The sequence below is a fragment of the Pseudocitrobacter faecalis genome (assembly GCF_965231525.1).
In the GTDB taxonomy this organism is placed as follows: Bacteria; Pseudomonadota; Gammaproteobacteria; order Enterobacterales; family Enterobacteriaceae; genus Pseudocitrobacter; species Pseudocitrobacter faecalis.
The window spans coordinates 3,519,502-3,544,438 of sequence record NZ_CBDDNJ010000002.1; the positions used below are offsets into that span (position 1 = coordinate 3,519,502).

At 53.0% G+C, this 24,937-nt stretch carries 22 protein-coding genes; 4 read left to right on the forward strand and 18 right to left on the reverse strand.

The features are described from left to right. Nucleotides 1-37: 37 nt before the first annotated feature. The 15 genes from rnhB to rpsB all read right to left on the reverse strand — a co-directional run bounded on the left by rnhB (nt 38) and on the right by rpsB (nt 15,101). The gene (rnhB, locus tag ACOXYR_RS17245) at nt 38-634 is read right to left on the reverse strand and encodes a ribonuclease HII (protein ID WP_108476959.1); all 597 of its coding nucleotides are present in this window, start codon (nt 632-634) and stop codon (nt 38-40) included. Further along, the gene (lpxB, locus tag ACOXYR_RS17250; protein ID WP_421356405.1) at nt 631-1,779 is read right to left on the reverse strand and encodes a lipid-A-disaccharide synthase; all 1,149 of its coding nucleotides are present in this window, start codon (nt 1,777-1,779) and stop codon (nt 631-633) included. Before lpxB ends, rnhB begins: the two co-directional genes overlap by 4 nt. Then, complete coding sequence (gene lpxA / locus ACOXYR_RS17255; RefSeq protein ID WP_108476961.1) at nt 1,779-2,567, reverse strand: acyl-ACP--UDP-N-acetylglucosamine O-acyltransferase; 789 nt, start codon at nt 2,565-2,567, stop codon at nt 1,779-1,781. The genes lpxB and lpxA overlap by 1 nt, the downstream gene beginning before the upstream one ends. A 3-nt stretch (nt 2,568-2,570) precedes the next feature. After that, on the reverse strand, nt 2,571-3,026 hold the full coding sequence (gene fabZ / locus ACOXYR_RS17260; RefSeq protein ID WP_015965836.1) for a 3-hydroxyacyl-ACP dehydratase FabZ: 456 nt from the start codon (nt 3,024-3,026) through the stop codon (nt 2,571-2,573). Nucleotides 3,027-3,171: 145 nt separating this feature from the next. Further along, nucleotides 3,172-4,197, reverse strand: coding sequence for a UDP-3-O-(3-hydroxymyristoyl)glucosamine N-acyltransferase (gene lpxD / locus ACOXYR_RS17265; RefSeq protein ID WP_108476962.1), 1,026 nt, complete (start codon nt 4,195-4,197; stop codon nt 3,172-3,174). A gap of 3 nt (nt 4,198-4,200) precedes the next feature. Continuing rightward, complete coding sequence (gene skp / locus ACOXYR_RS17270) at nt 4,201-4,686, reverse strand: molecular chaperone Skp (protein WP_108476963.1); 486 nt, start codon at nt 4,684-4,686, stop codon at nt 4,201-4,203. Between the two features lie 124 nt (nt 4,687-4,810). After that, nucleotides 4,811-7,231 (reverse strand): outer membrane protein assembly factor BamA, encoded by a 2,421-nt coding sequence (gene bamA / locus ACOXYR_RS17275; protein WP_108476964.1) that lies wholly within the window; start codon nt 7,229-7,231, stop codon nt 4,811-4,813. Nucleotides 7,232-7,260: 29 nt separating this feature from the next. Beyond that, nucleotides 7,261-8,613: a sigma E protease regulator RseP gene (gene rseP / locus ACOXYR_RS17280; RefSeq protein WP_421356404.1), complete on the reverse strand. Its 1,353-nt coding sequence runs from the start codon at nt 8,611-8,613 to the stop codon at nt 7,261-7,263. An 11-nt stretch (nt 8,614-8,624) separates the two neighbouring features. Then, on the reverse strand, nt 8,625-9,482 hold the full coding sequence (cdsA, locus tag ACOXYR_RS17285; protein WP_108476965.1) for a phosphatidate cytidylyltransferase: 858 nt from the start codon (nt 9,480-9,482) through the stop codon (nt 8,625-8,627). A 12-nt stretch (nt 9,483-9,494) separates the two neighbouring features. Further along, a complete protein-coding gene (ispU, locus tag ACOXYR_RS17290) occupies nt 9,495-10,253 on the reverse strand; it encodes a (2E,6E)-farnesyl-diphosphate-specific ditrans,polycis-undecaprenyl-diphosphate synthase (RefSeq protein WP_108476966.1) in 759 nt (252 codons plus the stop codon). Nucleotides 10,254-10,442: 189 nt separating this feature from the next. Beyond that, nucleotides 10,443-11,639 carry a 1-deoxy-D-xylulose-5-phosphate reductoisomerase gene (gene ispC / locus ACOXYR_RS17295; RefSeq protein WP_113859179.1) on the reverse strand — a complete coding sequence of 399 codons (1,197 nt, stop codon included), beginning with the start codon at nt 11,637-11,639 and terminating at the stop codon, nt 10,443-10,445. A gap of 108 nt (nt 11,640-11,747) precedes the next feature. Next, nucleotides 11,748-12,305, reverse strand: a complete 558-nt coding sequence (gene frr, locus ACOXYR_RS17300; protein WP_015965844.1) for a ribosome recycling factor — start codon at nt 12,303-12,305, stop codon at nt 11,748-11,750. A gap of 143 nt (nt 12,306-12,448) precedes the next feature. Further along, nucleotides 12,449-13,174 (reverse strand): UMP kinase, encoded by a 726-nt coding sequence (gene pyrH / locus ACOXYR_RS17305; protein WP_015965845.1) that lies wholly within the window; start codon nt 13,172-13,174, stop codon nt 12,449-12,451. Nucleotides 13,175-13,320: 146 nt separating this feature from the next. Further along, a complete protein-coding gene (gene tsf / locus ACOXYR_RS17310) occupies nt 13,321-14,172 on the reverse strand; it encodes a translation elongation factor Ts (protein ID WP_015965846.1) in 852 nt (283 codons plus the stop codon). A 203-nt stretch (nt 14,173-14,375) separates the two neighbouring features. Then, nucleotides 14,376-15,101, reverse strand: a complete 726-nt coding sequence (gene rpsB / locus ACOXYR_RS17315; RefSeq protein ID WP_015965847.1) for a 30S ribosomal protein S2 — start codon at nt 15,099-15,101, stop codon at nt 14,376-14,378. Nucleotides 15,102-15,422: 321 nt separating this feature from the next. Between rpsB and map the strand changes: the two genes are divergently transcribed. From map to ACOXYR_RS17335, 4 genes are all read left to right on the forward strand, one after another. Continuing rightward, entirely contained in the window at nt 15,423-16,217 is a 795-nt protein-coding gene (gene map / locus ACOXYR_RS17320) for a type I methionyl aminopeptidase (protein WP_108476968.1), read from the forward strand. Nucleotides 16,218-16,337: 120 nt separating this feature from the next. After that, complete coding sequence (gene glnD, locus ACOXYR_RS17325) at nt 16,338-19,010, forward strand: bifunctional uridylyltransferase/uridylyl-removing protein GlnD (protein ID WP_108476969.1); 2,673 nt, start codon at nt 16,338-16,340, stop codon at nt 19,008-19,010. 32 nt (nt 19,011-19,042) lie between these two features. Further along, nucleotides 19,043-19,867, forward strand: coding sequence for a 2,3,4,5-tetrahydropyridine-2,6-dicarboxylate N-succinyltransferase (gene dapD / locus ACOXYR_RS17330; protein WP_108476970.1), 825 nt, complete (start codon nt 19,043-19,045; stop codon nt 19,865-19,867). 107 nt (nt 19,868-19,974) lie between these two features. Beyond that, entirely contained in the window at nt 19,975-20,364 is a 390-nt protein-coding gene (locus ACOXYR_RS17335; protein ID WP_015965851.1) for a DUF3461 family protein, read from the forward strand. 108 nt (nt 20,365-20,472) lie between these two features. Here the strand turns inward: ACOXYR_RS17335 and cdaR are convergent, their stop codons facing one another. From cdaR to dgt, 3 genes are all read right to left on the reverse strand, one after another. Then, on the reverse strand, nt 20,473-21,630 hold the full coding sequence (gene cdaR / locus ACOXYR_RS17340; protein ID WP_108476971.1) for a DNA-binding transcriptional regulator CdaR: 1,158 nt from the start codon (nt 21,628-21,630) through the stop codon (nt 20,473-20,475). Nucleotides 21,631-21,788: 158 nt separating this feature from the next. After that, nucleotides 21,789-23,222 carry a serine endoprotease DegP gene (gene degP, locus ACOXYR_RS17345; RefSeq protein ID WP_108476972.1) on the reverse strand — a complete coding sequence of 478 codons (1,434 nt, stop codon included), beginning with the start codon at nt 23,220-23,222 and terminating at the stop codon, nt 21,789-21,791. Nucleotides 23,223-23,357: 135 nt separating this feature from the next. Then, the gene (dgt, locus tag ACOXYR_RS17350; protein WP_421356403.1) at nt 23,358-24,872 is read right to left on the reverse strand and encodes a dGTPase; all 1,515 of its coding nucleotides are present in this window, start codon (nt 24,870-24,872) and stop codon (nt 23,358-23,360) included. Nucleotides 24,873-24,937: the final 65 nt, after the last annotated feature.

Genomic DNA, 24,937 nt, shown 5'->3' on the forward strand with positions numbered 1-24,937 from the left:
TTAGATCCCGCGTTGCTTACTGAGGGCGTAGATAGAGTCAGGATACCAGACCCAGCGCCCGTTTGACCGGGCCAAAACTGCGTCGGTGGTGCTCGGTGGCACCGTATTCTGCCAGCTTTTCCAGATGGAAAGCGGTTGGGTAGCCTTTATGCTGGGCAAAGCCGTACTGCGGAAATATACCATCAAGGGCAGCCATTTCGGCGTCGCGCGTCACTTTCGCGATGATAGACGCGGCGCTAATTTCCGCCACGCGGCTGTCCCCCTTCACCACCGCCATTGAGGGCATCGGTAATGCAGGGCAACGGTTACCATCTATCAGCACATATTCCGGCGCGATGCTCAAGCCCGCAACGGCGCGCTGCATCGCCAGCATCGTGGCATGCAAAATGTTCAGTTCGTCGATTTCATGGGGTTCTGCGCGCCCCAGACTCCAGCAGAGCGCTTTCTCTTTGATTTCATCAAACAGCGCCAGTCGGCGCTTTTCGCTCAGCTTTTTGGAATCATTCAGCCCTACAATCGGGCGAGCGGGATCGAGGATCACCGCCGCAGTCACCACAGCGCCGACCAACGGGCCACGGCCAACTTCATCCACACCAGCCACTAAGTGTGTGTGCGGATAAACAAATTCAATCATCGTGCTAACTCCAGAACCGCGTCAGCTGCCTGCTCATCGGCATTACAGCGGATTTGCATATGCAGTTCGCGGAAAGTGTCGTGCATCGCGTGGCTGGTTTTACCATTCGCCAATAGCGGCAACAACGCATCGGCAAGCGCTTGCGGTTGGCATTCATCCTGCAACAGCTCTTTGACCAGTTCGCGTCCGGCGAGCAGGTTAGGCAGCGACACATAATCCGTCTTAACCAGTCTTTCCGCGAGCCAGAAAGTGAACGGTTTCATGCGATAACCCACCACCATCGGGCACTTTGCCAACATGCATTCCAGTGCCGCCGTGCCTGAGGCCAGCAGTGCCGCATCGCTGGCAACCATCGCTTCACGCCCCATGCCATCCAGCAGGTGAACATGCAGATCCGGCGCAATCTCGGCTTTAATACGTTCGAACTGTTCACGGCGTTTGGCATTCACCAGCGGGACCACCACTTCCAGATCCGGATAGTGATGACGCAGAATTTGCGCCGTTTTCAGAAAATCAGCGCTGAGCATTTCCACTTCCGCGCCACGACTACCCGGCAGCAGGGCCAGACAGTGCGCATCATGTGGAATACCCAGCACATCCCGCGCCGCGTTTTTATCGGGATCCAGCGGCATGGCGTCGGCCATGGTGTGGCCAATAAAGCGGCAGGGAACATTAAATTTGTCGTAAAACGCTTTTTCGAAAGGCAGAAATGCGAGCACCAGATCGGTGGCTCTGCCTATTTTGAAAACGCGTTTCTGTCGCCAGGCCCAGACGGACGGGCTGACATAGTGAATGGTTTTAATGCCCTGCTTCTTCAGGTTCCCCTCAAGAGTGATGTTGAAATCTGGGGCATCAATGCCGACGAAAACATCGGGTTGCAGGTCAGTAAAACGCTTTGTGAGATCGGCTCGAATATGTAACAGACGACGCAAACGTCCGAGGACTTCGACAATCCCCATCACCGCCAGCTCTTCCATTTCATACCAGGCTTCACAGCCTTCTGCCTGCATACGCGGGCCGGCAACGCCGACAAACCGCGCATTGGGAACCCGCGCCTTGAGGGCACGGATCAGGCCAGCGCCAAGAATATCGCCGGAAGTTTCTCCGGCGACCAGGGCAATCGTTAATGGACGCTGCTCAGTCATTAACGAATCAAACCGCGAGTTGAACGCGCGAAGAATTCCGTGAACGCTTTAACTTCCGGATACTGCTCAGCCAGTTCAGCGATTTCTACTTTCGCTTCATCCAGCGTTTTACCGTTACGGTACAAGGCTTTGTACGCATTACGGATAGCAGTAATCGCTTCACGGCTAAAGCCGCGACGTTTCAGACCTTCGATGTTCACCCCAAACGGCGTGGCATGGTTGCCCTGCGCGATCACGAACGGTGGAACGTCCTGCGCAACGCCGGAACAACCGCCAACCATCACGTGTGCACCAATAATGCAGAACTGATGGACTGCAGTCATACCGCCGATAATCACATAGTCGTCGAGCGTTACGTGGCCTGCCAACGTGGCGTTGTTGGCAAGGATACAGCGATCGCCAAGCTGGCAATCATGCGCGACGTGCGCGTTGATCATCAGCAGGTTATCGCTACCCACCTTCGTCAATCCACCGCCCTGTACTGTGCCACGATGAATGGTGACGCTTTCGCGAATGCGGTTGCGATCGCCAATCTCCACGCGAGTCGGTTCCCCAGCGTATTTCAGATCCTGGTTCACTTCACCGATGGAGGCGAACTGATAAATCTCGTTATCACGGCCAATTTTGGTAATGCCGTTAACAACAACGTGAGACTTCAGTACGGTACCTTCGCCGATTTCGACGTTGGACCCCACAATACAAAACGGGCCAATGTGAACGTTAGCACCGATTACGGCACCGTCTTCAACAATGGCGGTAGGATGGATAAAGGCGGTTTTATCAATCACGGATCAGGCCTCCCGGCTACGCGCACACATCATAGTCGCTTCGCAAACAACCTTGCCGTCAACCAGCGCAACGCCTTTAAAGCGAGTCAGGCCGCGACGGGTTTTCTCGAAGGTGACTTCCATAATCATCTGATCGCCAGGCACCACCGGGCGCTTGAAGCGCGCTTCGTCGATACCTGCGAAGTAGTAAAGTTCGCCTGGTTCCAGTTTACCCACGCTTTTGAACGCCAGAATACCGGTCGCCTGCGCCATCGCTTCCAGAATCAGCACGCCAGGTAAAATCGGCTTACCAGGGAAGTGCCCCTGGAAAAACGGCTCATTTACGGAAATGTTTTTCACTGCGCGCAGAAAACGACCTTCTTCAAAATCCAGCACGCGATCAACCAGTAAGAACGGGTAACGGTGCGGCAGAAGCTCTAAAATCTCTTCAATGTGCAGAGTATGAGTGTCGGTAGTCAAAATACTCTTCCTGTCAAAATATACTGAATGGCAATAATAACACGGCCTGCCGGATTTTCAGAAAGCCGACAGGCCGATAAATGTCGCTCCGTCATCACAGGGCTTAGCCCAATAAATTCGGCGACAATCCAATGTGGGTGACTGTTTAGTCTTGTTGATTGATCTTGCGCTCTATAGCCTTCAGACGCTTGCTCATATCATCAATATTCATCACCAGTGCTGCTGTCTTACGCCACGCCTTATTCGGCTGAAGCGGAATACCAGAAGAATAGACGCCAGGCTCAGTAATCGGGCGCATCACCATGCCCATGCCGGTTACTGTGACCTTGTCGCAAATTTCCATGTGACCATTAATGACGCTGGCACCGCCAATCATGCAGTAACGGCCAATTTTCAGGCTGCCGGCCATAATGACGCCACCGGCGACGGCGGTATTGTCGCCAATCACCACGTTATGTGCAATCTGGCACTGGTTATCAATGATAACACCGTTGCCGATCACCGTATCGTCAAGTGCGCCACGGTCAATGGTGGTACAGGCACCGATCTCCACGCGGTCGCCAATAATCACGCGACCTAATTGTGGGATCTTAACCCAGTTACCGCGATCGTTGGCATAACCAAACCCATCCGCGCCGATCACGGTGCTGGACTGGATAAGGCAATTCTCACCGATCTCGATGTCGTGGTAAATGCTTACGTTTGCCCACAGACGTGAACCTGCGCCGATTTTCGTCTTTTTACCGACGAAACAGCCAGCGCCAATCACCACGTTATCGCCAAGCACGACATCAGATTCAATCACCGCGTTCGCGCCGATAGAGACGTTTTTGCCAAGCGTCGCCGTAGAGTCAATGACTGCGCTGGGAGCGATATCCTGCGCCGGTTGCGGCGTAGTATCTAAAATTTGGGCCATACGGGCGTAAGTCAGGTAGGGATTTTTCACTACCAGCGCCGCGCTGTTGGCAAAAGGAAGATCGTCTGCGGTCATGACGACGGCAGAGGCCTGGCAAGCGGCCAGGTGCTCACGGTATTTAGGATTCACCATGAACGTAATATGGCCTGTGGTCGCGGATTGCATGGACGCGACAGCGGTGATGACGATATCGCCATCACCGTGTAATTCCGCATCCAACTGCTGCGCGAGATCAGCCAGTCGAATTGAAGGCATTACTTATTTAACCTGTTTCAGTACATCAGCGGTGATGTCTTTCACATCGCTGCTGTTGAATGCAACGGCGTTAGCGTCAACAACCAGGTCGATGCTCTGGCTATTTGCAACAGATTTCACAGCAGTCTGGATACGGGTAACCAGTTTGCCGCGCTCTTCGTTGGTACGACGCTGGCGATCCTGCTCAAATGCCTGAGCTTTCTGTGCGAAAGTCTGACGCTGAGAAGTGATGTCTTTTTCCAGCTTGGTGCGGTCTGAACCGGCTTTCATGGACTGCAGACGCTGCATTTTAGACTGCAGGTCGCCTTCCATACGCTGGAGTTCGCTGGCACGGCCTTTGAACTCATTTTCCAGCGTGCTGGAAACACCGGTTTTCTGTGCAACTTGTTGGAACAGGTTGCCCATGTTAACAATTGCGATTTTATCTGCTGCCTGAGCAGACGCAGCCATTGCTAAACCTAAACCTGCAGCTACTAACCACTTTTTCACAATAAAACTCCTTACCATCCCATGCGTACCCGAAGGTACCGTTTTTTGTGTGGCCCGAAGGCCACTTAACGCTATGCCTATACAGCGTCACTACACTGCACTGCATTCCTTTGCAAGTGAGCAATTACCAGGTTTTACCAATGTTAAACTGGAACTGCTCGGCTTTGTCTCCATCGTATTTCTTGAACGGCTGGGCGTAGGAGAAGACCAACGGCCCCAATGGGGACATCCATTGTAATGCGATACCCGCAGACATACGGATGTTGCTTGGATCGCTGTAATCAGGGATCCCCGCGGCACGCGTCTCTGCAGTGTCTTTCCAGTTTGTATCCCACACGGTACCCGCATCCCAGAAGACGGACGTACGGATTGAGTTCGCGTATTTATCACTCACGAACGGCGTAGGTACAATCAGTTCCATGCTGGCAACAGCCATGGCGTTCCCGCCGACTGCATCATCTGAATTACAGATACCAGGTTTACCGTCTTTGGTGGTTTCACAGTTATCGGTGCCCGGGCCATAGTAAGCCGCCTTAGGACCGATGTTGTTCGACTGGAAGCCACGTACGGTGCTGGAACCACCGGCATAGAAGTTTTCATAGAACGGCAGTTCTTTACCGCCCAGGCCATCACCGTAACCCCAACGTGTACGACCCAGAACAACCCATTTGTGGTCGTCATCAATTGGGAAGTAGGACGCGGTATCCAGCGTGACTTTATAGAACTCGTTATCAGAGCCCGGAATGGTGACCTTACCGTTCAGGTTAACGCGCGAACCGTCCGTCGGGAAGTAACCGCGGTCCAGTTTGTTATACGTCCAACCATAGTTGAAGGTGAAGTCATCCGCCGAGAAGTTATTATCATCAGACGTTTTGCTGGCATTCTGACCAATGGAATCCAGATAACGGTTCATCGCTACCTGCGGCTGCATGTTAGACAGGTCGTTATGCACATAGCCCAGACCTGCACGCAGCGTGTTGTATTCGTTGATCGGGAAGCCCAGCGTGCCATCTACACCATAACTTTTGTTGGTATAGGAGGAGAGGTCTGCATCATCCGCTTTAAAGTCATTGTAGAAGATACGACCGCCGAGGCTCACGCCATCGACCGTAAAGTACGGGTTGGTCACAGAAAACTCAGAATAAGTCTGGTAGTCGTTCTTGGTGCCGTTGATACCCACGGAGTAGCCCGTACCTAACCAGTTATCCTGCTGTACGCCAACCTGGAAGCTGACGCCGCTTTCCGTACCGTAACCGATACCGAAGTTGAAGCTACCGGTGTTACGCTCTTTCACCTTGTAAACCACATCCACCTGGTCCGGGCTGCCCGGTACGCGTTGGGTGTCGGTATCGACGGTTTCGAAGTAACCCAGACGGTTCAGACGCTCTTTACCCTGGTCAACGAGATCGCTACCCAGCCATGCCCCTTCCATCTGACGCATTTCGCGACGCAGAACGGCATCTTTGGAGGTGTCGTTACCTTCAAAGCGGATTTTGCGCACGTAGAAACGGTTACCCGCGTCAACGTTCACATGCAGCTTAACGGTTTTATCCGCATCGTTGATTTCCGGCTGAGACTGAACGCGCGGATAAGCGTAACCATAGCGACCCAGAAGCTTTTTAATGTCATCTTCCATTTTGGTCACTTTGGTGCCGTTATACAGCTCGCCCGGCTCGATTTTGGTCAGCGCTTCGATTTCAGCGGAGTGACCAGCAAGGTTACCGCTCACCTGCACGCTATCGAGTTTGTATTGATCGCCTTCCGTCACGTTAACGGTGATGTAGATGCCTTTTTTATCTGGCGTCAGGCTCACCTGCGTGGAGTCGATGTTGAAACGTGCGTAACCGCGATCCAGATAGTAGCTGCGCAGGGTTTCAAGATCGCCCGCCAGTTTCTGTTTCTGATATTTACGATCGCCGACGACGTTCCACCATGGCACTTCATCACGTAACTGGAAGTTTGAGATGAGATCTTCCGTACTGAACGCGTGGTTGCCCACGATGTTGATCTGCTGGATTTGCGCGGAGACGCCTTCCTGGAAGACCAGTTTCAGATCGACACGGTTACGTGGCAGCGGGGTGACAACGGCTTTAACGCTTGCGCTGTATTTACCCACGCTGTAGTAGAAGTCTTCGAGCCCTTTTTCGATATCCGAAAGGGTGGTGCGGTCAAGAGATTCACCAACCCGAACGCCTGATGCTTCAAGGTTCTGCTTCAGCATGTCATCTTTCACCGACTTGTTGCCGGAGAAGGTGATGCTGGCAATCGTTGGACGCTCTTTGACCTGAACCAGTAACGTATCGCCGTCTCTCAGAACGCGAACGTCCTCAAAGTTGCCAGTGGCAAACAGTGCGCGAATGGTATTACTGATATCGTCATCAGTTATGGTATCACCAGGACGTACTGGCATACTGAGGAGGGCCGCACCAACAGCGACTCGCTGCAAGCCTTCGAAATGAATGTCCTTCACTACGAACCCGTCAGCACCGTATACGGTCGCGCTGCTAAACAGCAGCGACGCTATAAGCAACTTTTTCATCGCCATCGTTATTATGCGTTCTTCCTAACTAACTCTCATAACCGAGAGAAATCATTGAAAAGTGCAAGCCCCATTAACAGCACCAGCAGTATTGAGCCAATGCGATAACAAAAGTCTTGAACTCGCTCGGATACCGGACCGCCCTTCAGCTTTTCAATCGCCAAAAACAGCAGATGTCCCCCATCTAACACGGGGAGCGGGAACAGGTTGATAATACCCAGATTCACACTGATGAGCGCAAGAAACATCAGATAGTAAATCAACCCGTACTCCGCTGACATCCCAGCCCCCTGAGCGATCGAAATCGGCCCACTGAGGTTGTTCAGTTTGACGTCACCGGTGATCAATTTGCCCAGCATGCTAACCGTCAGCTTCATCAACTGCCACGTTTTATCCGTGGCCTGAGCGATGGCGCTAAACGGCCCATACTGGCGCACTGTTTTGTATTCGTCAGGTAGCGGGATAACTTTTGGTACCACACCCGCAAACCCTTCCGCCTTTCCGTTACCGTGTTTTGTATCCGGTATCAGCGTCAAAGACAAGGGACTCCCCTGTCTTTCGATATCTAACCGCAGTCCTTTACCGGGGTTATCACGCACCAGCGTGACAAACATCATCCAGTTTTCCAGCGGCTGACCATCGACTTTAACGATCCTGTCGCCAGCTTGCAAACCGGCTTTGCTGGCAGCAGAGTCGGCCTGAATCTCAGCGAGAACAGGTTCAATCTGCGCACCGCGCGGACGAATACCGAGTGAAGCGATAGGATCTTCTTTATCCGGTTCGAACGCCCAGTGCTGCAAATTCAGGATTTTATCCTGACGCTGTTCACTCCCGAAAGGAGCAACAGTGAGGGTGGCACGCTCGTCGCCAATTTTCGCGACCATCGCCAAACGCACTGCATCCCAATCAGGCGTTTCGATACCATCTACGGCTTTTAGTTCCGTGCCTGGTGCAATTTGTGCTTCTGCCGCAATCGAATTGGGGGTTATTTCACCGACAACCGGACGCACGCCAGGAACGCCAATGATAAACATCAGCCAGTAAGCGAAGATAGCAAAAAGGAAGTTAGCGACAGGGCCGGCAGCAATAACGGCGGCACGCTGGCCGACCGTTTTGTTGTTGAATGCGAAATGACGCATCTCCGGCGCAACCGGCTCGACGCGCTCATCCAGCATTTTGACGTAACCGCCCAGGGGGATAAGGGCGATAACAAATTCGGTGCCGTGTTTATCAACGCGACGCCAGAGCGATTTCCCAAAACCAATAGAAAAACGCTCCACGCGAACGCCACAGCGGCGAGCAACCCAGAAGTGACCAAATTCATGGACGGTGATCAATACACCCAGGGCAACAATAAATGCCGCCAGATTCCAGAGTATGCTCAGCATAGACCCATCCGTTAAATCGTCCTGAAAACTAACAACAGCAAGCACGCGAATACGGGAACCGCCGCCGTCAGGCTATCAATTCGGTCCAGAATTCCGCCGTGACCGGGGATCAAATGTCCACTGTCCTTGATACCGGCTTCACGTTTAAACATGCTCTCGGTCAAATCGCCCAGCACAGAAGCCAGCGCGGCGACAATGGAGCATATTAATAGCGTTGAGGGGGCTACGTCCAGATTTGCCCACAATCCATAGGCCCAGGAAATGACTGCGGCTGTAATCAGGCCACCGATAAATCCTTGCCAGGTTTTCCCCGGAGAAACCTTCGGTGCCAGCTTATGCTTGCCAAACAGCTTGCCAAACATATACGCACCGGAATCCGCCCCCCAGACGAGGATCATGACATACAGCAGCCACAGCGCACCGCTGTAGTGGTTGTCGTCATAATGCCATGCGCGTAACGCGACCATACCCCAGAAGAACGGCACGATAGTCAGCAGGCCAAACAGCAGACGCAGCGTTTTTGAATGACGCCATGACGCCGCTGAACCCGGATAGGTCAACACCAGTACCAGCGCCACAACCCACCACGCCAGAGAGGCCCACAGCGAAATCTCTACAACCGGTTGATGAAGGTTATGATGATACTCAGGAAGCAAGAAGAGCATCACCGCCAACAACAGGCCGCAAAGTACCGCCAGCCATACCCGCTGCGTACGCGAGCTAAATCCGCTCAGTTGTCCCCATTCCCACGCGGCCAGCATACAGACGACCAGCGTAACAATGGCGAACCCGACTGGCGGCAGCAAAAACAGCGCCGCAATAACAACGGGTATTAAAATTAATGCAGAAATCAGGCGATACTTCAGCAAAAGCTACCCCCATCAGGCCTTTTCGCCACCAGGCTCGGTGCCGCCGAAACGACGCTCGCGATTCGCAAAAGCATGCAGCGCACCCTCAAAGTCTTGTTCATCGAAATCGGGCCAAAGAACATCGGTAAAGTAAAGTTCAGCATAGGCGATTTGCCAGATAAGAAAATTACTGATTCGATGTTCTCCCCCTGTCCTAATTACTAAATCTACGGGAGCCAGTTCATGCATGCAGATTTGCTGACTCAGCAGATCTTCACTGATGTGATCGGGACGGAGTAACCCTTCCTGAACCTGTTCAGCCAATCGCTGAACTCCCTGAATAATATCCCAACGGCCACCATAATTAGCGGCGATATTCAACGTCAGCCCGGTATTATTTTCGGTTATCGCTTCCGCCTTTCGGATGCGCTCCTGCAGGCGGGCGTTAAACCGGCTGGTATCACCGATGATACGCAACCGCACATTGTGGCGATGCAGGCTTTTGACTTCGCTATCCAGCGCCCACACGAAAAGCTCCATCAATGCGCTAACTTCTTGCTCGGGGCGGTTCCAGTTTTCACTGCTGAACGCATAAAGGGTTAATGCTTCAATGCCATTATTCGCCGCATACGACACGGCGCGGCGAACAGACTTCGCCCCGGCTTTATGTCCAAAGGCGCGAATCTTCCCTTGTCTCTTCGCCCAGCGACCATTGCCGTCCATGATGATAGCCACATGGCGACACCCGTGGGCAGGCACATTTTCGCTGATTGGTTGATTAGCAGACAACATAACGCGTTTTTAGTCCATGAAAAGGAATGAGCGGTACCCCGGAATACTGATATTTCTGTCGCAAAAAAGCCGTGTTGAAGCACGGCTTTCACGATTGCCCCTGAAAATAGAGGCGCAATCGGTGGCGCAGACTATATCACTGAAGCCAGACGCTAACAAATACCATGACAGTTCCCAGGCTGATAATCCTCAGCTTGCGAAACGCATCACTTGTTTTCGCGCCACATCACGCGCACGCGCGTCAATCGCCAGCACCTCATCAACGGACTGCGGCTCCGCAAGCGACATCGCATCGAGCACACCCAGGTTCGCCGCCGCGATATCAGTAAAGCGAATCTGCGAATCCAGGAACGCGGCAACGGTAATTTCATTCGCCGCATTCAGTGCGGTGGTCGCTGCCTGCCCCTGTTCAAACGCGTCCATCGCCAGCTTAAGGCAAGGATAACGATCGTAATCCGGCTCGCTAAACGTCAGTGCGCCCAGCTTGCAGAAATCGAGCGGTTTAACGCCGGAATCTGCACGCCCCGGCCAGGCCATCGCATTGGCGATAGGCGTGCGCATATCCGGCTCGCCCAGTTGCGCAATGACGCTACCGTCTTTATAGCGCACCATCGAGTGGATCACCGACTGCGGATGAATCACCACTTCCATTTGTGCGGCAGAGGCGTTGAACAGCCAGCGGGCTTCAATGTATTCGAGACCTTTATTCATCATGGTGGCCGAATCGACGGAAATTTTGCGCCCCATCGACCAGTTCGGATGACGACAAGCCTGATCCGGCGTCATTGCGCGCAGTTCACTGATTGGCGTCTCACGGAACGGGCCACCAGACCCGGTAAGCAGAATGGACGTAACGCCATGCTGCCCGAGATCAGCGTACCCCAGGTCTTGCTGAAAAGTTTGCGGCAAACTCTGAAAGATAGCGTTATGTTCGCTGTCGACAGGTAAAAGTTGCGCACCGCTGGCTTTTACCGCTTCCAGGAACAGGCGTCCGCAGGTCACCAGCGACTCTTTGTTCGCCAGTAAAACCGTTTTGCCGGCATGAATCGCGGCAAGTGTCGGTACCAGACCCGCCGCGCCAACAATGGCGGCCATCACCTGATCAACGTCATCCAGCGCGGCCACTTCACACGCCGCCTGTTGCCCACACATGACGTCGGTGCGGCTGCCGTGTTCACGCAGGGCGATTTTCACCGCCTCGGCGCTATGGGCGTCATCCATCACCGCGAAACGCGGGGAAAACTCCAGACACTGCTCGACCATGCGTTCAACGTTTTTACCGGCAACCAGCGCGGCTACGGAGAAATGGTCAGCGTTATGGCGCACAACATCCAGCGTGCTACAGCCAATTGAGCCCGTTGAGCCAAGAACGGTTATTTGCTTCATGAAAGGTCCAGCTTAGCGACTTGAAGGGTGAAGAGTATAAATGCAAAACGCCGCCAGCAAAGCGATACGCTTCCTGTACGGCGTTTTTTTCCTGCAAACGAATGCAGATTAGAACTGCATCAGTTCCGCTTCTTTTTCTGCCAGCGCCGCGTCAATTTTCTTGATAGCAGCATCGGTCAGTTTCTGCACGTCGTCCTGAGAACGGCGATCGTCATCTTCGCTGATCTCTTTGTCTTTCAGCAGCGCTTTCACTTTGTCGTTCGCGTCGCGACGGACGTTACGCACAGAGACACGTCCCTGCTCAGCTTCACCACGCACCACTTTGATCAGGTCTTTACGGCGCTCTTCAGTCAACGGCGGCAGCGGAACGCGGATGTCGGTGCCTGCAGAGCTTGGGTTCAGACCAAGATCAGACGCCATAATCGCTTTCTCAACAGCCGGGCCCATAGAGCGGTCGAACACGTTGATTTTCAGTGTACGGGTATCTTCTACAGTGACGTTCGCCAGCTGACGCAGCGGAGTCGGGGTGCCGTAATACTCAACGACGATGCCGTCCAGCAGGCTGGGAGAAGCACGACCCGTGCGTATTTTGCTGATTTGGTTTTTGAACGCTTCTACGCATTTGTCCATGCGCACTTCAGCATCTTTTCTGATATCGCTAATCACGTTACGAATCCTTGAAAACTTGTCTCAGTCAGACCAGACGGTAGCACAGATGCGCTAAGTATAGTCCTGTTTAAAATATGCCACCGGGTATGTGACCCGCATGATTAAAGCGGAATCTTACCCGTATTTGGCCTCGACGGAAATTATTCCGTGATTAAAGTGCCTTCTTTTTCGCCCATGACCACGCGACGCAGCGCGCCAGGTTTGTTCATGTTGAATACGCGAATCGGCAATTTGTGGTCACGAGCCAGCGTAAACGCCGCCAGATCCATGACTTTCAGTTCTTTATCCAGTACTTCGCTGTAAGTCAGCTGTTCGTACATGGTCGCCGTAGGATCTTTCGCCGGGTCAGCGGTAAACACACCGTCGACTTTAGTCGCTTTCAGTACCACGTCGGCTTCAATTTCAATACCGCGCAGACACGCTGCGGAATCAGTTGTGAAGAATGGGTTACCGGTACCTGCGGAGAGGATCACCACGCGGTTGTTGCGCAGCAGGCTAATCGCCTCTGCCCAGCTATAGTTGTCGCACACGCCGTTCAGCGGAATGGCAGACATCAGGCGAGCGTTCACATAGGCGCGATGCAGTGCGTCACGCATTGCCAGGCCATTCATTACCGTGGCCAGCATGCCCATGTGGTCGCCCACAACGCGGTTCATACCCGCTTTCGCCAGACCTGCACCGCGGAACAGGTTACCGCCGCCAATCACTACGCCAACCTGAATGCCCAGTTCAACAAGTTCTTTAATCTCTTGCGCCATACGGTCAAGGATGCTTGCGTCAATACCGAAACCTTCAGTCCCCTGCAATGCTTCGCCGCTCAGTTTAAGCAGAATGCGTTTGTAGACGGGTTTTGCGTTGGTAGCCATTTTCTTTCCTGCGAGTGTCACGAATGGGATGATTTAAATCAGGTGACATCATGCGCTTCCTGCCGATTTGCCCCTATAAGAGCTGGCTGATTTTCACATGACGGGTACAAAAAGGAGCCGCCCTGAGGCGGCTCCGAACAGTGCAATTAAGACTGTTTAGACATTGCAGCAACTTCTGCTGCGAAGTCAGCTTCAACTTTCTCGATGCCTTCGCCCACTTCAAAGCGGATGAAGCCAGTCACGTCAGCGTTGTGCTCTTTCAGCAGCTGGCCCACGTTTTTGCTCGGGTCCATTACGAAAGGCTGACCAGTCAGAGAAACTTCGCCGGTGAATTTCTTCATGCGGCCTTCAACCATTTTCTCTGCGATTTCTTTCGGCTTACCAGACTGCATCGCGATGTCCAGCTGTACCTGGTATTCTTTCTCTACCACTTCAGCAGACACGTCTTCTGGTTTAACGAATTCTGGTTTGCTTGCAGCAACGTGCATCGCCAGGTGTTTAACCAGCTCTTCATCAGCGCCTTTAGCCGCAACCAGAACACCGATGCGCGCACCGTGCTGGTAGCTACCCAGAACGTCGCCTTCCAGGATTGCAACGCGACGGATGTTGATGTTTTCACCGATTTTAGCAACCAGTGCAACACGCTCTTCTTCGAACTGTGCTTTCAGAACTTCAACGTCAGTTACTTTACCAGCAACAGCTGCGTCCAGAACTTTGTCTGCGAACGCCTGGAAACCACCGTCTTTAGCAACGAAGTCAGTCTGGCAGTTAACTTCCAGAATCACGCCGAAGTTGCCTTCGATTTTGGTTTTGATCACGCCGTCAGCAGCAACGTTGCCAGCTTTTTTAGCCGCTTTGATCGCGCCAGATTTACGCATGTTTTCGATTGCCAGCTCGATGTCGCCATTAGCTTCAGTCAGTGCTTTTTTGCAATCCATCATGCCTGCGCCGGTACGTTCACGCAGCTCTTTTACCAGGGATGCGGTAATTTCAGCCATTCTAAAATCCTCGGAAGATTTGATCTGCCCGGCGTTGATCCGCACAGATATAAAAGTGAAAAAAGGGGGCCATAAACAGGCCCCCTAACCAAACGTGTACTACCTGGTCTATAAGGGCTCTCCCCTTCCAGTTATGAGCCGCAGCACGTAGACATTACTCGTTACTGCAACTCGGACACTTTCGGGGGAGTTATCAAGCCTTATTACTCAGCTTCTACGAAGCTTTCTTCAGCCTGGGAAGCCAGGTCAGAAGAACGGCCTTCACGAACGGTAGCCGCTACAGCGCTCAGGTACAGGGTTACAGCACGGATTGCATCGTCGTTACCCGGGATAACGAAATCAACGCCGTCTGGATCGGAGTTGGTATCAACGATAGAGAACACTGGAATACCCAGGTTGTTCGCTTCTTTGATTGCGATGTGTTCGTGGTCAGCATCGATAACGAACAGTGCGTCCGGCAGGCCGCCCATGTCTTTGATACCGCCCAGGCTGTTTTCCAGTTTCTCAAGCTCACGAGTACGCATCAGCGCTTCTTTCTTGGTCAGCTTGTCGAAAGTACCGTCCTGAGACTGAGTTTCCAGGTCTTTCAGACGTTTGATGGACTGACGAACGGTTTTCCAGTTAGTCAGCATACCGCCCAGCCAGCGATGGTTCACGAAGAACTGGTCGCAGCTGTTAGCAGCTTCTTTCACCGCTTCGCTTGCAGCGCGTTTAGTACCAACGAAAAGGATTTTACCTTTACGAGCAGAGATCTTGTTCAGTTCAGCCAGCGCTTCGTTGAACATCGGTACAGTTTTCTCAAGGTTGATGATGTGAACTTTGTTACGTGCGCCGAAGATGAAAGGCTTCATTTTCGGGTTCCAGTAACGGGTCTGGTGACCAAAGTGAACACCAGCCTTGAGCATGTCGCGCATGGAAACAGTTGCCATGATTTAAAACCTCTATAGATTAAGTTGGGGTTATGCCTCCACGTATCCCATATTACCGACCCCGAAGGGCACCCCGGAACATGTGTCGATACGTGTGTGTTGTTACACAAAGTGAGATTGTCGCTTCAGTCCATTCTGTGTATATCAAATGGAACGGAAGTCCGGCGCGCTTTATACCACAAATACGCCGCAGACACCAATAATTGTTGGCACTCTATGCTGTAACTGATTCTCAATCTGGTAGTGGATGCTTCAGACTGTTAACATTGATAGCACTTACACAATTATTGTCGATAAATTCGACCCTGATGGACAAACTCCATGGCTATTTCTATTAAAACACCTGAAGAAATCGAAAAGATGCGCGTCGCGGGTCGTCTGGCAGCCGAAGTGCTGGAGATGATCGAGCAGCACATCAAACCGGGCGTGAGCACCGGCGAGCTGGATCGCATCTGCGATGACTGGATCGTCAACCACCAGCATGCGATCTCCGCCTGCCTCGGCTATCACGGTTATCCAAAATCAGTCTGCATCTCTATTAACGAAGTGGTCTGCCACGGGATCCCCGACGATGCTAAACATCTGAAAGATGGCGACATCGTTAACATCGATGTAACCGTTATTAAAGACGAGTTCCACGGTGACACCTCAAAAATGTTCATCGTCGGCAAACCAACCATTTTGGGCGAGCGCCTGTGCCGCGTCACCCAGGAAAGCCTCTATCTGGGCATCAAAATGGTAAAACCGGGCATCCGCCTGCGCACCATCGGCGCGGCGATTCAGAAGTACGCGGAAGCAGAAGGTTTCTCGGTGGTACGCGAATACTGTGGTCACGGTATCGGTCGCGGCTTCCACGAAGAACCGCAGGTACTGCACTATGATGCAGATGACGGCGGCGTGGTACTGAAAGAAGGCATGACCTTCACCATCGAACCGATGCTGAACGCCGGTGATTACCGCATCCGCACGATGAAAGATGGCTGGACGGTAAAAACCAAAGACCGCAGCTTGTCTGCTCAGTACGAGCATACTATTGTGGTAACCGCAAACGGCTGCGAAATTCTGACGCTGCGCAAGGATGACACCATCCCGGCGGTTATCTCGCACGACGAATAATTGATTTGCCTGATGGCGATGCCAACGCATCTTATCAGGCCTACAAATTGCTCTCTCCAGTAGGCCGGATAAGGCGCTTGCGCCGTCATCCGGCTTTTTATATGGGTGGCGCAAACATCAATGAAAACTCTTCCTGAACAGCTCGCGAATACCGCACTCCCCACCCTTCCCAATCAGCCGCAGAATCCCGGTGCCTGGCCTGCGGATATGCTGAACATTGCCACCATCAAAGCCCATCTTGATGCTTTCCAGCGGTGGCTGGGAGAAGCCTTTGACAGCGGCATTTCCGCCGAACAGCTCATCGAAGCGCGCACCGAATTCATCGACCAGCTCCTGCAGCGCCTCTGGCTTCAATACGGTTTTGGTGAAGTGGAAGACGCCGCGCTGGTTGCCGTTGGCGGGTACGGACGCGGTGAATTACATCCGCTTTCCGACATCGATCTCCTGATTTTAAGCCGTAAGAAACTGCCCGATGAACAGGCGCAGAAAATTGGCGAGCTATTAACGCTACTCTGGGATCTTAAGCTGGAAGTGGGCCATAGCGTACGAACGCTGGAAGAGTGCCTGCTGGAAGGTCTTTCAGATCTGACCGTCGCCACCAATCTGATTGAATCACGCCTGCTGATTGGCGACGTCGCCCTGTTCCTGGAACTGCAAAAACACATTTTCAGCGAAGGCTTCTGGCCGTCAGAAAAATTCTTCCCGGCGAAAGTGGAAGAGCAAAACGCACGTCACCAGCGCTATCACGGCACCAGCTATAATCTTGAGCCGGATATAAAAAGCAGCCCCGGCGGCCTGCGGGATATCCACACCTTACAGTGGGTCGCTCGCCGTCACTTTGGCGCCACCTCGCTGGATGAAATGGTCGGTTTTGGCTTTTTGACCGAAGCCGAGCGTAACGAACTCAATGAGTGTCTGCATCTGCTGTGGCGAATCCGTTTCGCCCTGCATCTTGAACTCAACCGCTACGACAACCGCCTCCTGTTCGACCGCCAGCTTAGCGTCGCCCAGCGCCTTAACTACGGCGGCGAAGGCAATCAGCCGGTTGAACACATGATGAAGGATTTCTACCGCGTGACGCGCCGCGTCGGCGAGCTCAATCATATGCTGCTTCAGCTTTTTGACGAGGCGATTCTCGCCCTGACGGAAGATGAAAAACCGCGCCCGATTGACGATGATTTTCAGCTACGCGGCACGCTTATCGACCTGCGCGATGACACGCTATTTATCCGCGAACCGCAGGCGATTCTGCGCATGTTCTTTATTATGGTGCGCAACAGCACCATTACCGGGATTTACTCCACAACCCTGCGCCACCTGCGCCATGCGCGTCGTCATCTGGCGCAGCCATTGTGCTATATCCCGGAAGCCCGCTCGATTTTCCTCAGCATGCTGCGCCATCCCGGCGCAGTGAAACGCGGCCTGCTTCCGATGCATCGCCATAGCGTGCTGTGGGCCTATATGCCGCAGTGGTCGCACATTGTCGGTCAAATGCAGTTTGACCTGTTCCACGCCTACACAGTCGATGAACACACCATTCGCGTACTGCTTAAACTGGAAAGCTTTGCCGAAGAAGCGACGCGCCCGCGCCACCCGCTGTGCGTCGATCTCTGGCCGCGTCTTACCCATCCTGAACTGATTCTGATAGCCGCACTGTTTCACGATATCGCCAAAGGACGCGGGGGGGATCACTCCATTCTGGGTGCGGAAGACGTGCTGAAGTTTGCCGAACTGCACGGCCTGAATTCTCGCGAAACGCAACTGGTTGCCTGGCTGGTGCGCCATCATCTGCTAATGTCCGTCACCGCTCAGCGGCGTGATATTCAGGATCCGGAAGTCATTAAACAGTTTGCTGAATTGGTGCAAACGGAAAACCGTCTGCGCTATCTGGTGTGTCTGACGGTTGCTGATATTTGTGCCACCAATGAAACCCTGTGGAACAGCTGGAAGCAAAGCCTGTTGCGCGAACTCTATTTCGCCACCGAAAAACAGCTGCGCCGGGGAATGGATAACACGCCGGATATGCGCGAACGCGTGCGTCATCACCAGATGCAGGCGCTGGCCCTGCTGCGCATGGATAACATTGACGAAGAGAAGCTGCATCAAATCTGGAACCGCTGCCGCGCCAATTACTTTGTGCGTCACACGCCAAATCAGCTTGCCTGGCACGCCCGCCACCTGTTGCAGCACGATCTCACAGAACCGATGATCCTGTTAAGCCCGCAGGCCACCCGTGGCGGCACCGAGATTTTCATCTGGAGCCCGGATCGCCCTTACCTCTTTGCGGCGGTCTGTGCAGAGCTGGACAGACGTAACCTCAGCGTGCACGACGCGCAGATTTTCACCACCCGTGACGGCATGGCAATGGATACGTTTATCGTGCTGGAACCCGACGGTAGCCCGCTCTCATCCGATCGCCATGAGGCTATTCGTCTTGGGCTGGAACAGGCCATTACCCAACGCAGTTGGCAGGCACCGCAGCCGCGTCGTCAGCCGGCAAAATTGCGTCACTTCTCCGTCGATACCGAGGTGAATTTCCTGCCAACGCATACTGACCGGAAATCTTTCCTCGAACTGATTGCGCTCGATCAGCCAGGGCTATTGGCACGTGTCGGGAAAGTGTTTGCCGACCTCGGAATTTCTCTTCACGGGGCCAGAATTACGACAATTGGTGAACGAGTAGAAGATTTATTTATAATCGCCACCGCCGACCGGCGTGCGCTTAATAATGCGCTGCAATTAGAGGTACAACAACGGTTGACAGCAGCCCTCAATCCAAACGATAAAGGGTAATCATTTTTTTTACACAGATGGAAAGAGTAACAATGCAGCAATTACAGAACGTTATTGAGTCCGCTTTCGAGCGTCGCGCCGACATTACCCCAAACAATGTCGACACCGTAACCCGCGAAGCGGTAAACCAGGTTATTTCATTACTGGATTCCGGCGCGCTGCGTGTCGCTGAAAAAATTGACGGCCAGTGGGTCACTCACCAGTGGTTGAAGAAAGCGGTTCTGCTCTCTTTCCGTATTAACGATAACCAGGTTATCGATGGTGCGGAAAGCCGCTACTTCGATAAAGTGCCGATGAAATTCGCTGACTACGACGAAGCGCGCTTCCAGAAAGAAGGCTTCCGCGTGGTTCCACCTGCGGCCGTTCGTCAGGGTGCGTATATCGCGCGCAACACCGTGCTGATGCCGTCCTACGTTAACATCGGCGCATACGTTGACGAAGGTTCCATGGTTGACACCTGGGCAACCGTTGGCTCCTGCGCGCAAATCGGTAAAAACGTTCACCTGTCTGGCGGCGTCGGCATCGGCGGCGTACTGGAACCGCTGCAGGCTAACCCAACCATCATCGAAGACAACTGCTTCATCGGCGCTCGCTCTGAAGTCGTTGAAGGCGTGATTGTGGAAGAAGGCTCTGTTATCTCCATGGGCGTATACCTGGGCCAGAGCACCAAAATCTACGACCGCGAAACCGGCGAAGTCTTTTATGGCCGCGTTCCGGCGGGCTCCGTTGTCGTCTCCGGCAACCTGCCATCAAAAGATGGCAAATACAGCCTGTACTGCGCGGTCATCGTGAAGAAAGTCGACGCCAAAACTCGTGGCAAAGTGGGCATCAACGAACTGCTGCGAACTATCGATTAAGATAGAGGCTAAAGCGGGGGCTACCCCGCTTTTTTTTCGTTCCAAACTGGCGGAAAACGGTTTTTTCACTGATTATTCAATAGGTAAATTACAGCAAGGGTACCGCTATGTACGATAATCTGAAAAGTTTGGGCATTACCAATCCTGATGAAATCGATCGTTACAGCCTCCGGCAGGAAGCCAACAACGATATCCTGAAAATCTACTTCCAGAAGGATAAGGGTGAGTTTTTCGCCAAAAGCGTGAAGTTTAAGTATCCGCGCCAGCGCAAAACCGTTGCTGCCGACGGCGTTGGACAGGGATACAAAGAGGTGCAGGAGATTAGCCCTAACCTGCGCTATGTGATTGATGAACTGGATCAGATTTGTCAGCGCGATCGCACCGAGGTGGATCTTAAGCGTAAGATCCTGGACGATCTGCGTCACCTGGAATCAGTGGTGACCAATAAGATCAGCGAGATTGAAGCGGATCTGGAAAAACTGACGCGGAATAAATAGCCCCTCACCCCGGCCCTCTCCCACAGGGAGAGGGAGAAAACCGCACACATTTAGCCCATGGCACCGTCGCTCCCCTCTCCCTCAGGGTGAGGGTGATTCGCGGTTCCGCTACGGCTGCTCATCGAGCTGCAACGCCACATACAACAACAACCTATCGTCAAAATTACTCAAATCCAGCCCCGTTAATTCCGAGATACGATTCAGACGATACTCCAGCGTATTACGGTGTATAAACAGCGCCTTCGATGTCGCCAGTGGCTGCACATTATGGCGAAACCACGCCGTCAGGGTTCGTCTGAGTAATCCATTATTATCCATCGCTTTTAGACGCGTTAACGGGCGGGCCAGCTCATTGGCCTGCCACCCACCGCGCAGACTATCGAGCAGCACGGGTAGCATCAGATCCTGATAAAAATAGCTGCGGCTTTCCGGCATGCGCTGTTTTCCCACCATCATAGTAGTGCGCGCCGTGCGGTAAGAACGCGCAATGCTGCCCGGCCCGGTGAAATAGTTACCCAGCGAAACACGAAAACGCAGCTGTCCGTTCTCTTTCATCCGCGTGATGAGTTGCTCGACGCGTTTGCGGTGATCTTCCGCATCCCAGCGGCCAAACGAGTTCAGTGCCGGTTTCAGCACCACCATTTCAGTCAGTGAAACAATCGCGATCAGGTTATTACGCTCAGGCGTCGTTAGCGCATTTTGCAACTGCTGAAGCTCGGCCATTGCGCTATCCACGCCAAGCTGCCCGCTGTCCACTTCCACCACCGCCACCACGCGCGGCTGGTTCAAGTCGATACCCAGACGTTGCGCCCATTCGGTTAACGCGGGCGTATTCTCCTCCGCCTGAATCAGGTTCATGACCAGCTCTTCACGCAGACGGCTATCCTGCGCCAGCAGGTGCATCAGACGTGACTGTTCGAGCATCATTTCGGCGGTCATGCAAACCAGTTCGCCGTATTTACGCAGCGTCTCCGGCTCGCCAGTCAGGCCGATAACGCCAACAATCTCGCCCTCCAGTCGCAGCGGCAAGTTGATCCCCTGACGCACGCCGTGCAGATGCCTGGCGACCGCATCGTCAATGTCCACCACGCGGCCCTGAGAAAGCACCAACAGCGCCCCTTCGTGCAATTCACCAATACGCTCGCGATCGCCGCTACCGATGATGCGACCACGGGCGTCCATGACGTTGATGTTGGTGTCGATAATGCGCATGGTTCGCGCCACGATATCCTGCGCCATTTTGGTATCAAGATGCCAGCCAGCCATGTAATCCTCCTGTGAGCAGGTTACAGCATAAGAAAGATGGCTAACCGCCGCACTGTGCAAATGCACAAAGCCTGGGTGAGAAATATGGAGTTGTGGAAGGCTTCACAGAACAATAAGAAAACCCTTTCCCCGAAAAGGGAAAGGGTTGGCAGAGGGGATTACTGCATCAACAGGTAGATAGAGCTATCACCACGCTGAATGTTCAGCGCCAGGACGGACGGTTTGCTGTCGAGGATTTTGCGCAGCTCAGCGATATTTTTCACCGCTTGCTGGTTCGCCCCCACAATGACATCACCTTTTTTCAGGCCAATCTGCGCCGCAGGGGAACCGGCTTTCACCGTGTTAACCACAACGCCTTTTTCCTGGCCTTTATTGCTCATTTCCGCCCCTTCGATACCGCTGAAGATGGAGCTGGAATCAACCTGATTCTGGCTGCTCTGTTGCAGTTCCAGGCTCACGGTGACCGGTTTGCCGTCGCGCAGCAGGCCAAGGCTGATTTTGCTGCCGATTGGCATGGTGCCAACCTGCGCGCGCAGTGCCGCGAAGCTGCTGATTGGTTTACCGTTCAGGGAGGTGATCACATCACCCGCTTTAATCCCCGCTTTTGCTGCGGAAGAGTTCGGCATTACCTGGCTTACGAATGCGCCGCGCTGAGCGTCAACTTTCATCGCTTTCGCCAGCTCGGAGTTCAGCTCGGTTCCCATGATACCCAGTTCGCCGCGTTTCACCTGGCCGAATTCCACCATCTGCGAGGTCAGGTTTTTCACCATATTGCTCGGGATAGCGAAACCAATACCAATGTTGCCGCCGTCAGGTGCCAGAATCGCGGTGTTGATACCGATCAGTTCCCCGTTCAGGTTCACCAGCGCGCCGCCGGAGTTACCGCGGTTAATCGCCGCATCGGTCTGGATAAAGTTTTCATAGTTTTCAACGTTCAGGCCGCTACGACCCAGCGCCGAAACGATACCGGAGGTCACGGTTTCACCCAGACCGAACGGGTTACCGATAGCGACGGTATAGTCCCCCACGCGCAGCGCGTCGGAATCTGCCATCTTAATTGCCGTCAGGTTTTTCGGATCCTGAATCTGGATCAGCGCAATATCGGAGCGCGGATCTTTGCCGACGATTTTGGCGTCAAATTTACGCCCATCGCTCAGTTGCACCTTAATGGTCGTCGCGTTATCGACGACATGGTTGTTAGTCACAACATAGCCCTTCGCCGCATCAATCACGACGCCCGAACCCAGCGCCTGGAATTTCTGCTGCTGGCCACCGCCCTGTCCACCATCAGGCCCACCGCCCTGGCAGAATGGCGAGTTCTGGAACGGAGAGCCGTCCTGGCAGAACGGTGAATTGTCGCCAAAGAACTGCTGGAAATTACGCCCCATACGTGGGGTATTCACGGTCGTGCTGCCTTCAACGTTGATACTGACTACGGACGGCATCACTTTTTCCAGCATTGGCGCCAGGCTTGGCATTTGCTGTGCGGTAGTGGCGGATGACGCCGTCTCAGCCGCGCTAGCGGACAACGGAGACAATGCCAAACTTAAACTAAGAGCCAGTGCACTCATTGCTAACGTGGTTTTTTTCATGTGTTTCAATCTCAATTTCAGATTATGCAAAGTTGCTGTGTACGTGACTATCAGAGTCATTTTCTAACGCTAAGTTCCGCGCTTAACACGCTGGAAAAAGTAAAAATTTATTGTTCATCTTTACAAAACTCGTGGTTATTCCACCGCCATCAGACGCCGATATTCATCCCACGCGTAGAGATCGGTCATCCCACTGATATAGTCCTGAATCAGGCGACAGCGATAATAGTATTCCATCACCGGGAATTCTGCTGCGTCACGCGCGACTTTATTTACGGCCTCGATATACGCCAGTCGATGGTTACGCGAGAGTTTCTGGAACAGGCGCGATTCTATCGGCAGTGAAACGATACGCTCTTTCTCAACCAACAACGTGAAGTCACTTTGCGATAATTTCAACAGGGGAGAATAGATTTCCAGCAACCCGCTAATCACCCGGTACCCCTGAAGCTCAAGCATCTCGACATCAGAATGACTAAACACATGTTTTATAGCTACTTTTTTATAAAGATCGAGTAACTGACTATAATCGCTTTCATCTTCCAGCAGCGCATGATTAAAGTCGCCGCGGTAGATTTCTGGCAAATTATCAATAAAACGTTGGGCGGCGAAGGGCACCAGCTTATTTAATGTATTGACGCGCAAATACATAAAGAACTGATCGACAGTACTGCGACTTAATGAATTGGATCGCGATTTATCCCAGGCATTTTCGACCACCTGCGCGAACAAAGAACCTTTACCATGTTCAGGCCAGGCATCATGTAAATGTTGATAAAGCTGCTCGACGCTAAAGATACGTTTTTCCACCGCATCCTCAAGATCTGCTACACAATAGGAGATATCATCCGCTGCTTCCATAATCCAGGTTAAGGGAAAACGATTGTAAGGAGCTAAATCCAGTTCTTTACGTAAGCGCGCAATATAGTGCTCTTCGGCCAAATAATAGCCAGGTTTTTTCATTAAATAGCTGTGGCTTGCCGGCACATCGCTGGCCCACCAGGCGGGGCGAGTATATTTTAAAATACAACCGACCTGCGCCCAGGTAAGATTCATGCGCATTAACGTATGCACCATACGAATCCCCTGCGCATTACCTTCGAAATGACAGAGATCCTGACGTACCTTTCGCCGCAAATCATTCAGCGTCTCATCGCCTTCCAGTAAGCGCAAAGTAGCAACCACGCAGCGATCGTGGCTTAGCGGCTGTTGGGTGGCATCAGCCGGAACCAGCCGTTGGCGGAACCAGTCATTGATTGCCGCCTCGCCAAAATGACCAAACGGCGGGTTACCAATGTCGTGCATCAGGCAGGCCATCTCTACGATGCTTTCGAACGGCCCGGTCAGCTCATCCAGCCCATAAGCCCCCAGCAGCTTTTTCTCTTTCAGACGGCTGAGCACTTCTTTCGCGATATAACGCCCCACCTGCTGCACTTCCAGTGAGTGAGTCAGGCGCGTACGCACGGCAGCGTTGCGCTCCAGTGGAAAAACCTGGGTTTTCTGCTGTAAACGACGAATCGCCGGGGAGTTAATGATGCGCCCGCGATCGCTTTCGAATATTTGCAGAATTTCATGCTCAGAGCTGAAGCCTTCTGGCGAGCGGTAGCGCCGACCCCAGTTAATTTTGTTGCGAAAATCAATCTTTGCCATAGCCTCTCCATCGCGAGAAATGCGCTTCCCCTGAACCCCATGGTAGACTATGCATCCAAATAGGG

Coding starts and splice junctions, on each gene's coding strand:
- rnhB (WP_108476959.1), bottom strand. CDS start 634: ATGATTGAATTTGTTTATCCGCACACACACTTAGTGGCTGGTGTGGAT.
- lpxB (WP_421356405.1), bottom strand. CDS start 1,779: ATGACTGAGCAGCGTCCATTAACGATTGCCCTGGTCGCCGGAGAAACT.
- lpxD (WP_108476962.1), bottom strand. CDS start 4,197: ATGCCTTCAATTCGACTGGCTGATCTCGCGCAGCAGTTGGATGCGGAA.
- bamA (WP_108476964.1), bottom strand. CDS start 7,231: ATGGCGATGAAAAAGTTGCTTATAGCGTCGCTGCTGTTTAGCAGCGCG.
- rseP (WP_421356404.1), bottom strand. CDS start 8,613: ATGCTGAGCATACTCTGGAATCTGGCGGCATTTATTGTTGCCCTGGGT.
- ispU (WP_108476966.1), bottom strand. CDS start 10,253: ATGTTGTCTGCTAATCAACCAATCAGCGAAAATGTGCCTGCCCACGGG.
- ispC (WP_113859179.1), bottom strand. CDS start 11,639: ATGAAGCAAATAACCGTTCTTGGCTCAACGGGCTCAATTGGCTGTAGC.
- pyrH (WP_015965845.1), bottom strand. CDS start 13,174: ATGGCTACCAACGCAAAACCCGTCTACAAACGCATTCTGCTTAAACTG.
- tsf (WP_015965846.1), bottom strand. CDS start 14,172: ATGGCTGAAATTACCGCATCCCTGGTAAAAGAGCTGCGTGAACGTACC.
- rpsB (WP_015965847.1), bottom strand. CDS start 15,101: ATGGCAACTGTTTCCATGCGCGACATGCTCAAGGCTGGTGTTCACTTT.
- map (WP_108476968.1), top strand. CDS start 15,423: ATGGCTATTTCTATTAAAACACCTGAAGAAATCGAAAAGATGCGCGTC.
- glnD (WP_108476969.1), top strand. CDS start 16,338: ATGAAAACTCTTCCTGAACAGCTCGCGAATACCGCACTCCCCACCCTT.
- dapD (WP_108476970.1), top strand. CDS start 19,043: ATGCAGCAATTACAGAACGTTATTGAGTCCGCTTTCGAGCGTCGCGCC.
- ACOXYR_RS17335 (WP_015965851.1), top strand. CDS start 19,975: ATGTACGATAATCTGAAAAGTTTGGGCATTACCAATCCTGATGAAATC.
- cdaR (WP_108476971.1), bottom strand. CDS start 21,630: ATGGCTGGCTGGCATCTTGATACCAAAATGGCGCAGGATATCGTGGCG.
- degP (WP_108476972.1), bottom strand. CDS start 23,222: ATGAAAAAAACCACGTTAGCAATGAGTGCACTGGCTCTTAGTTTAAGT.
- dgt (WP_421356403.1), bottom strand. CDS start 24,872: ATGGCAAAGATTGATTTTCGCAACAAAATTAACTGGGGTCGGCGCTAC.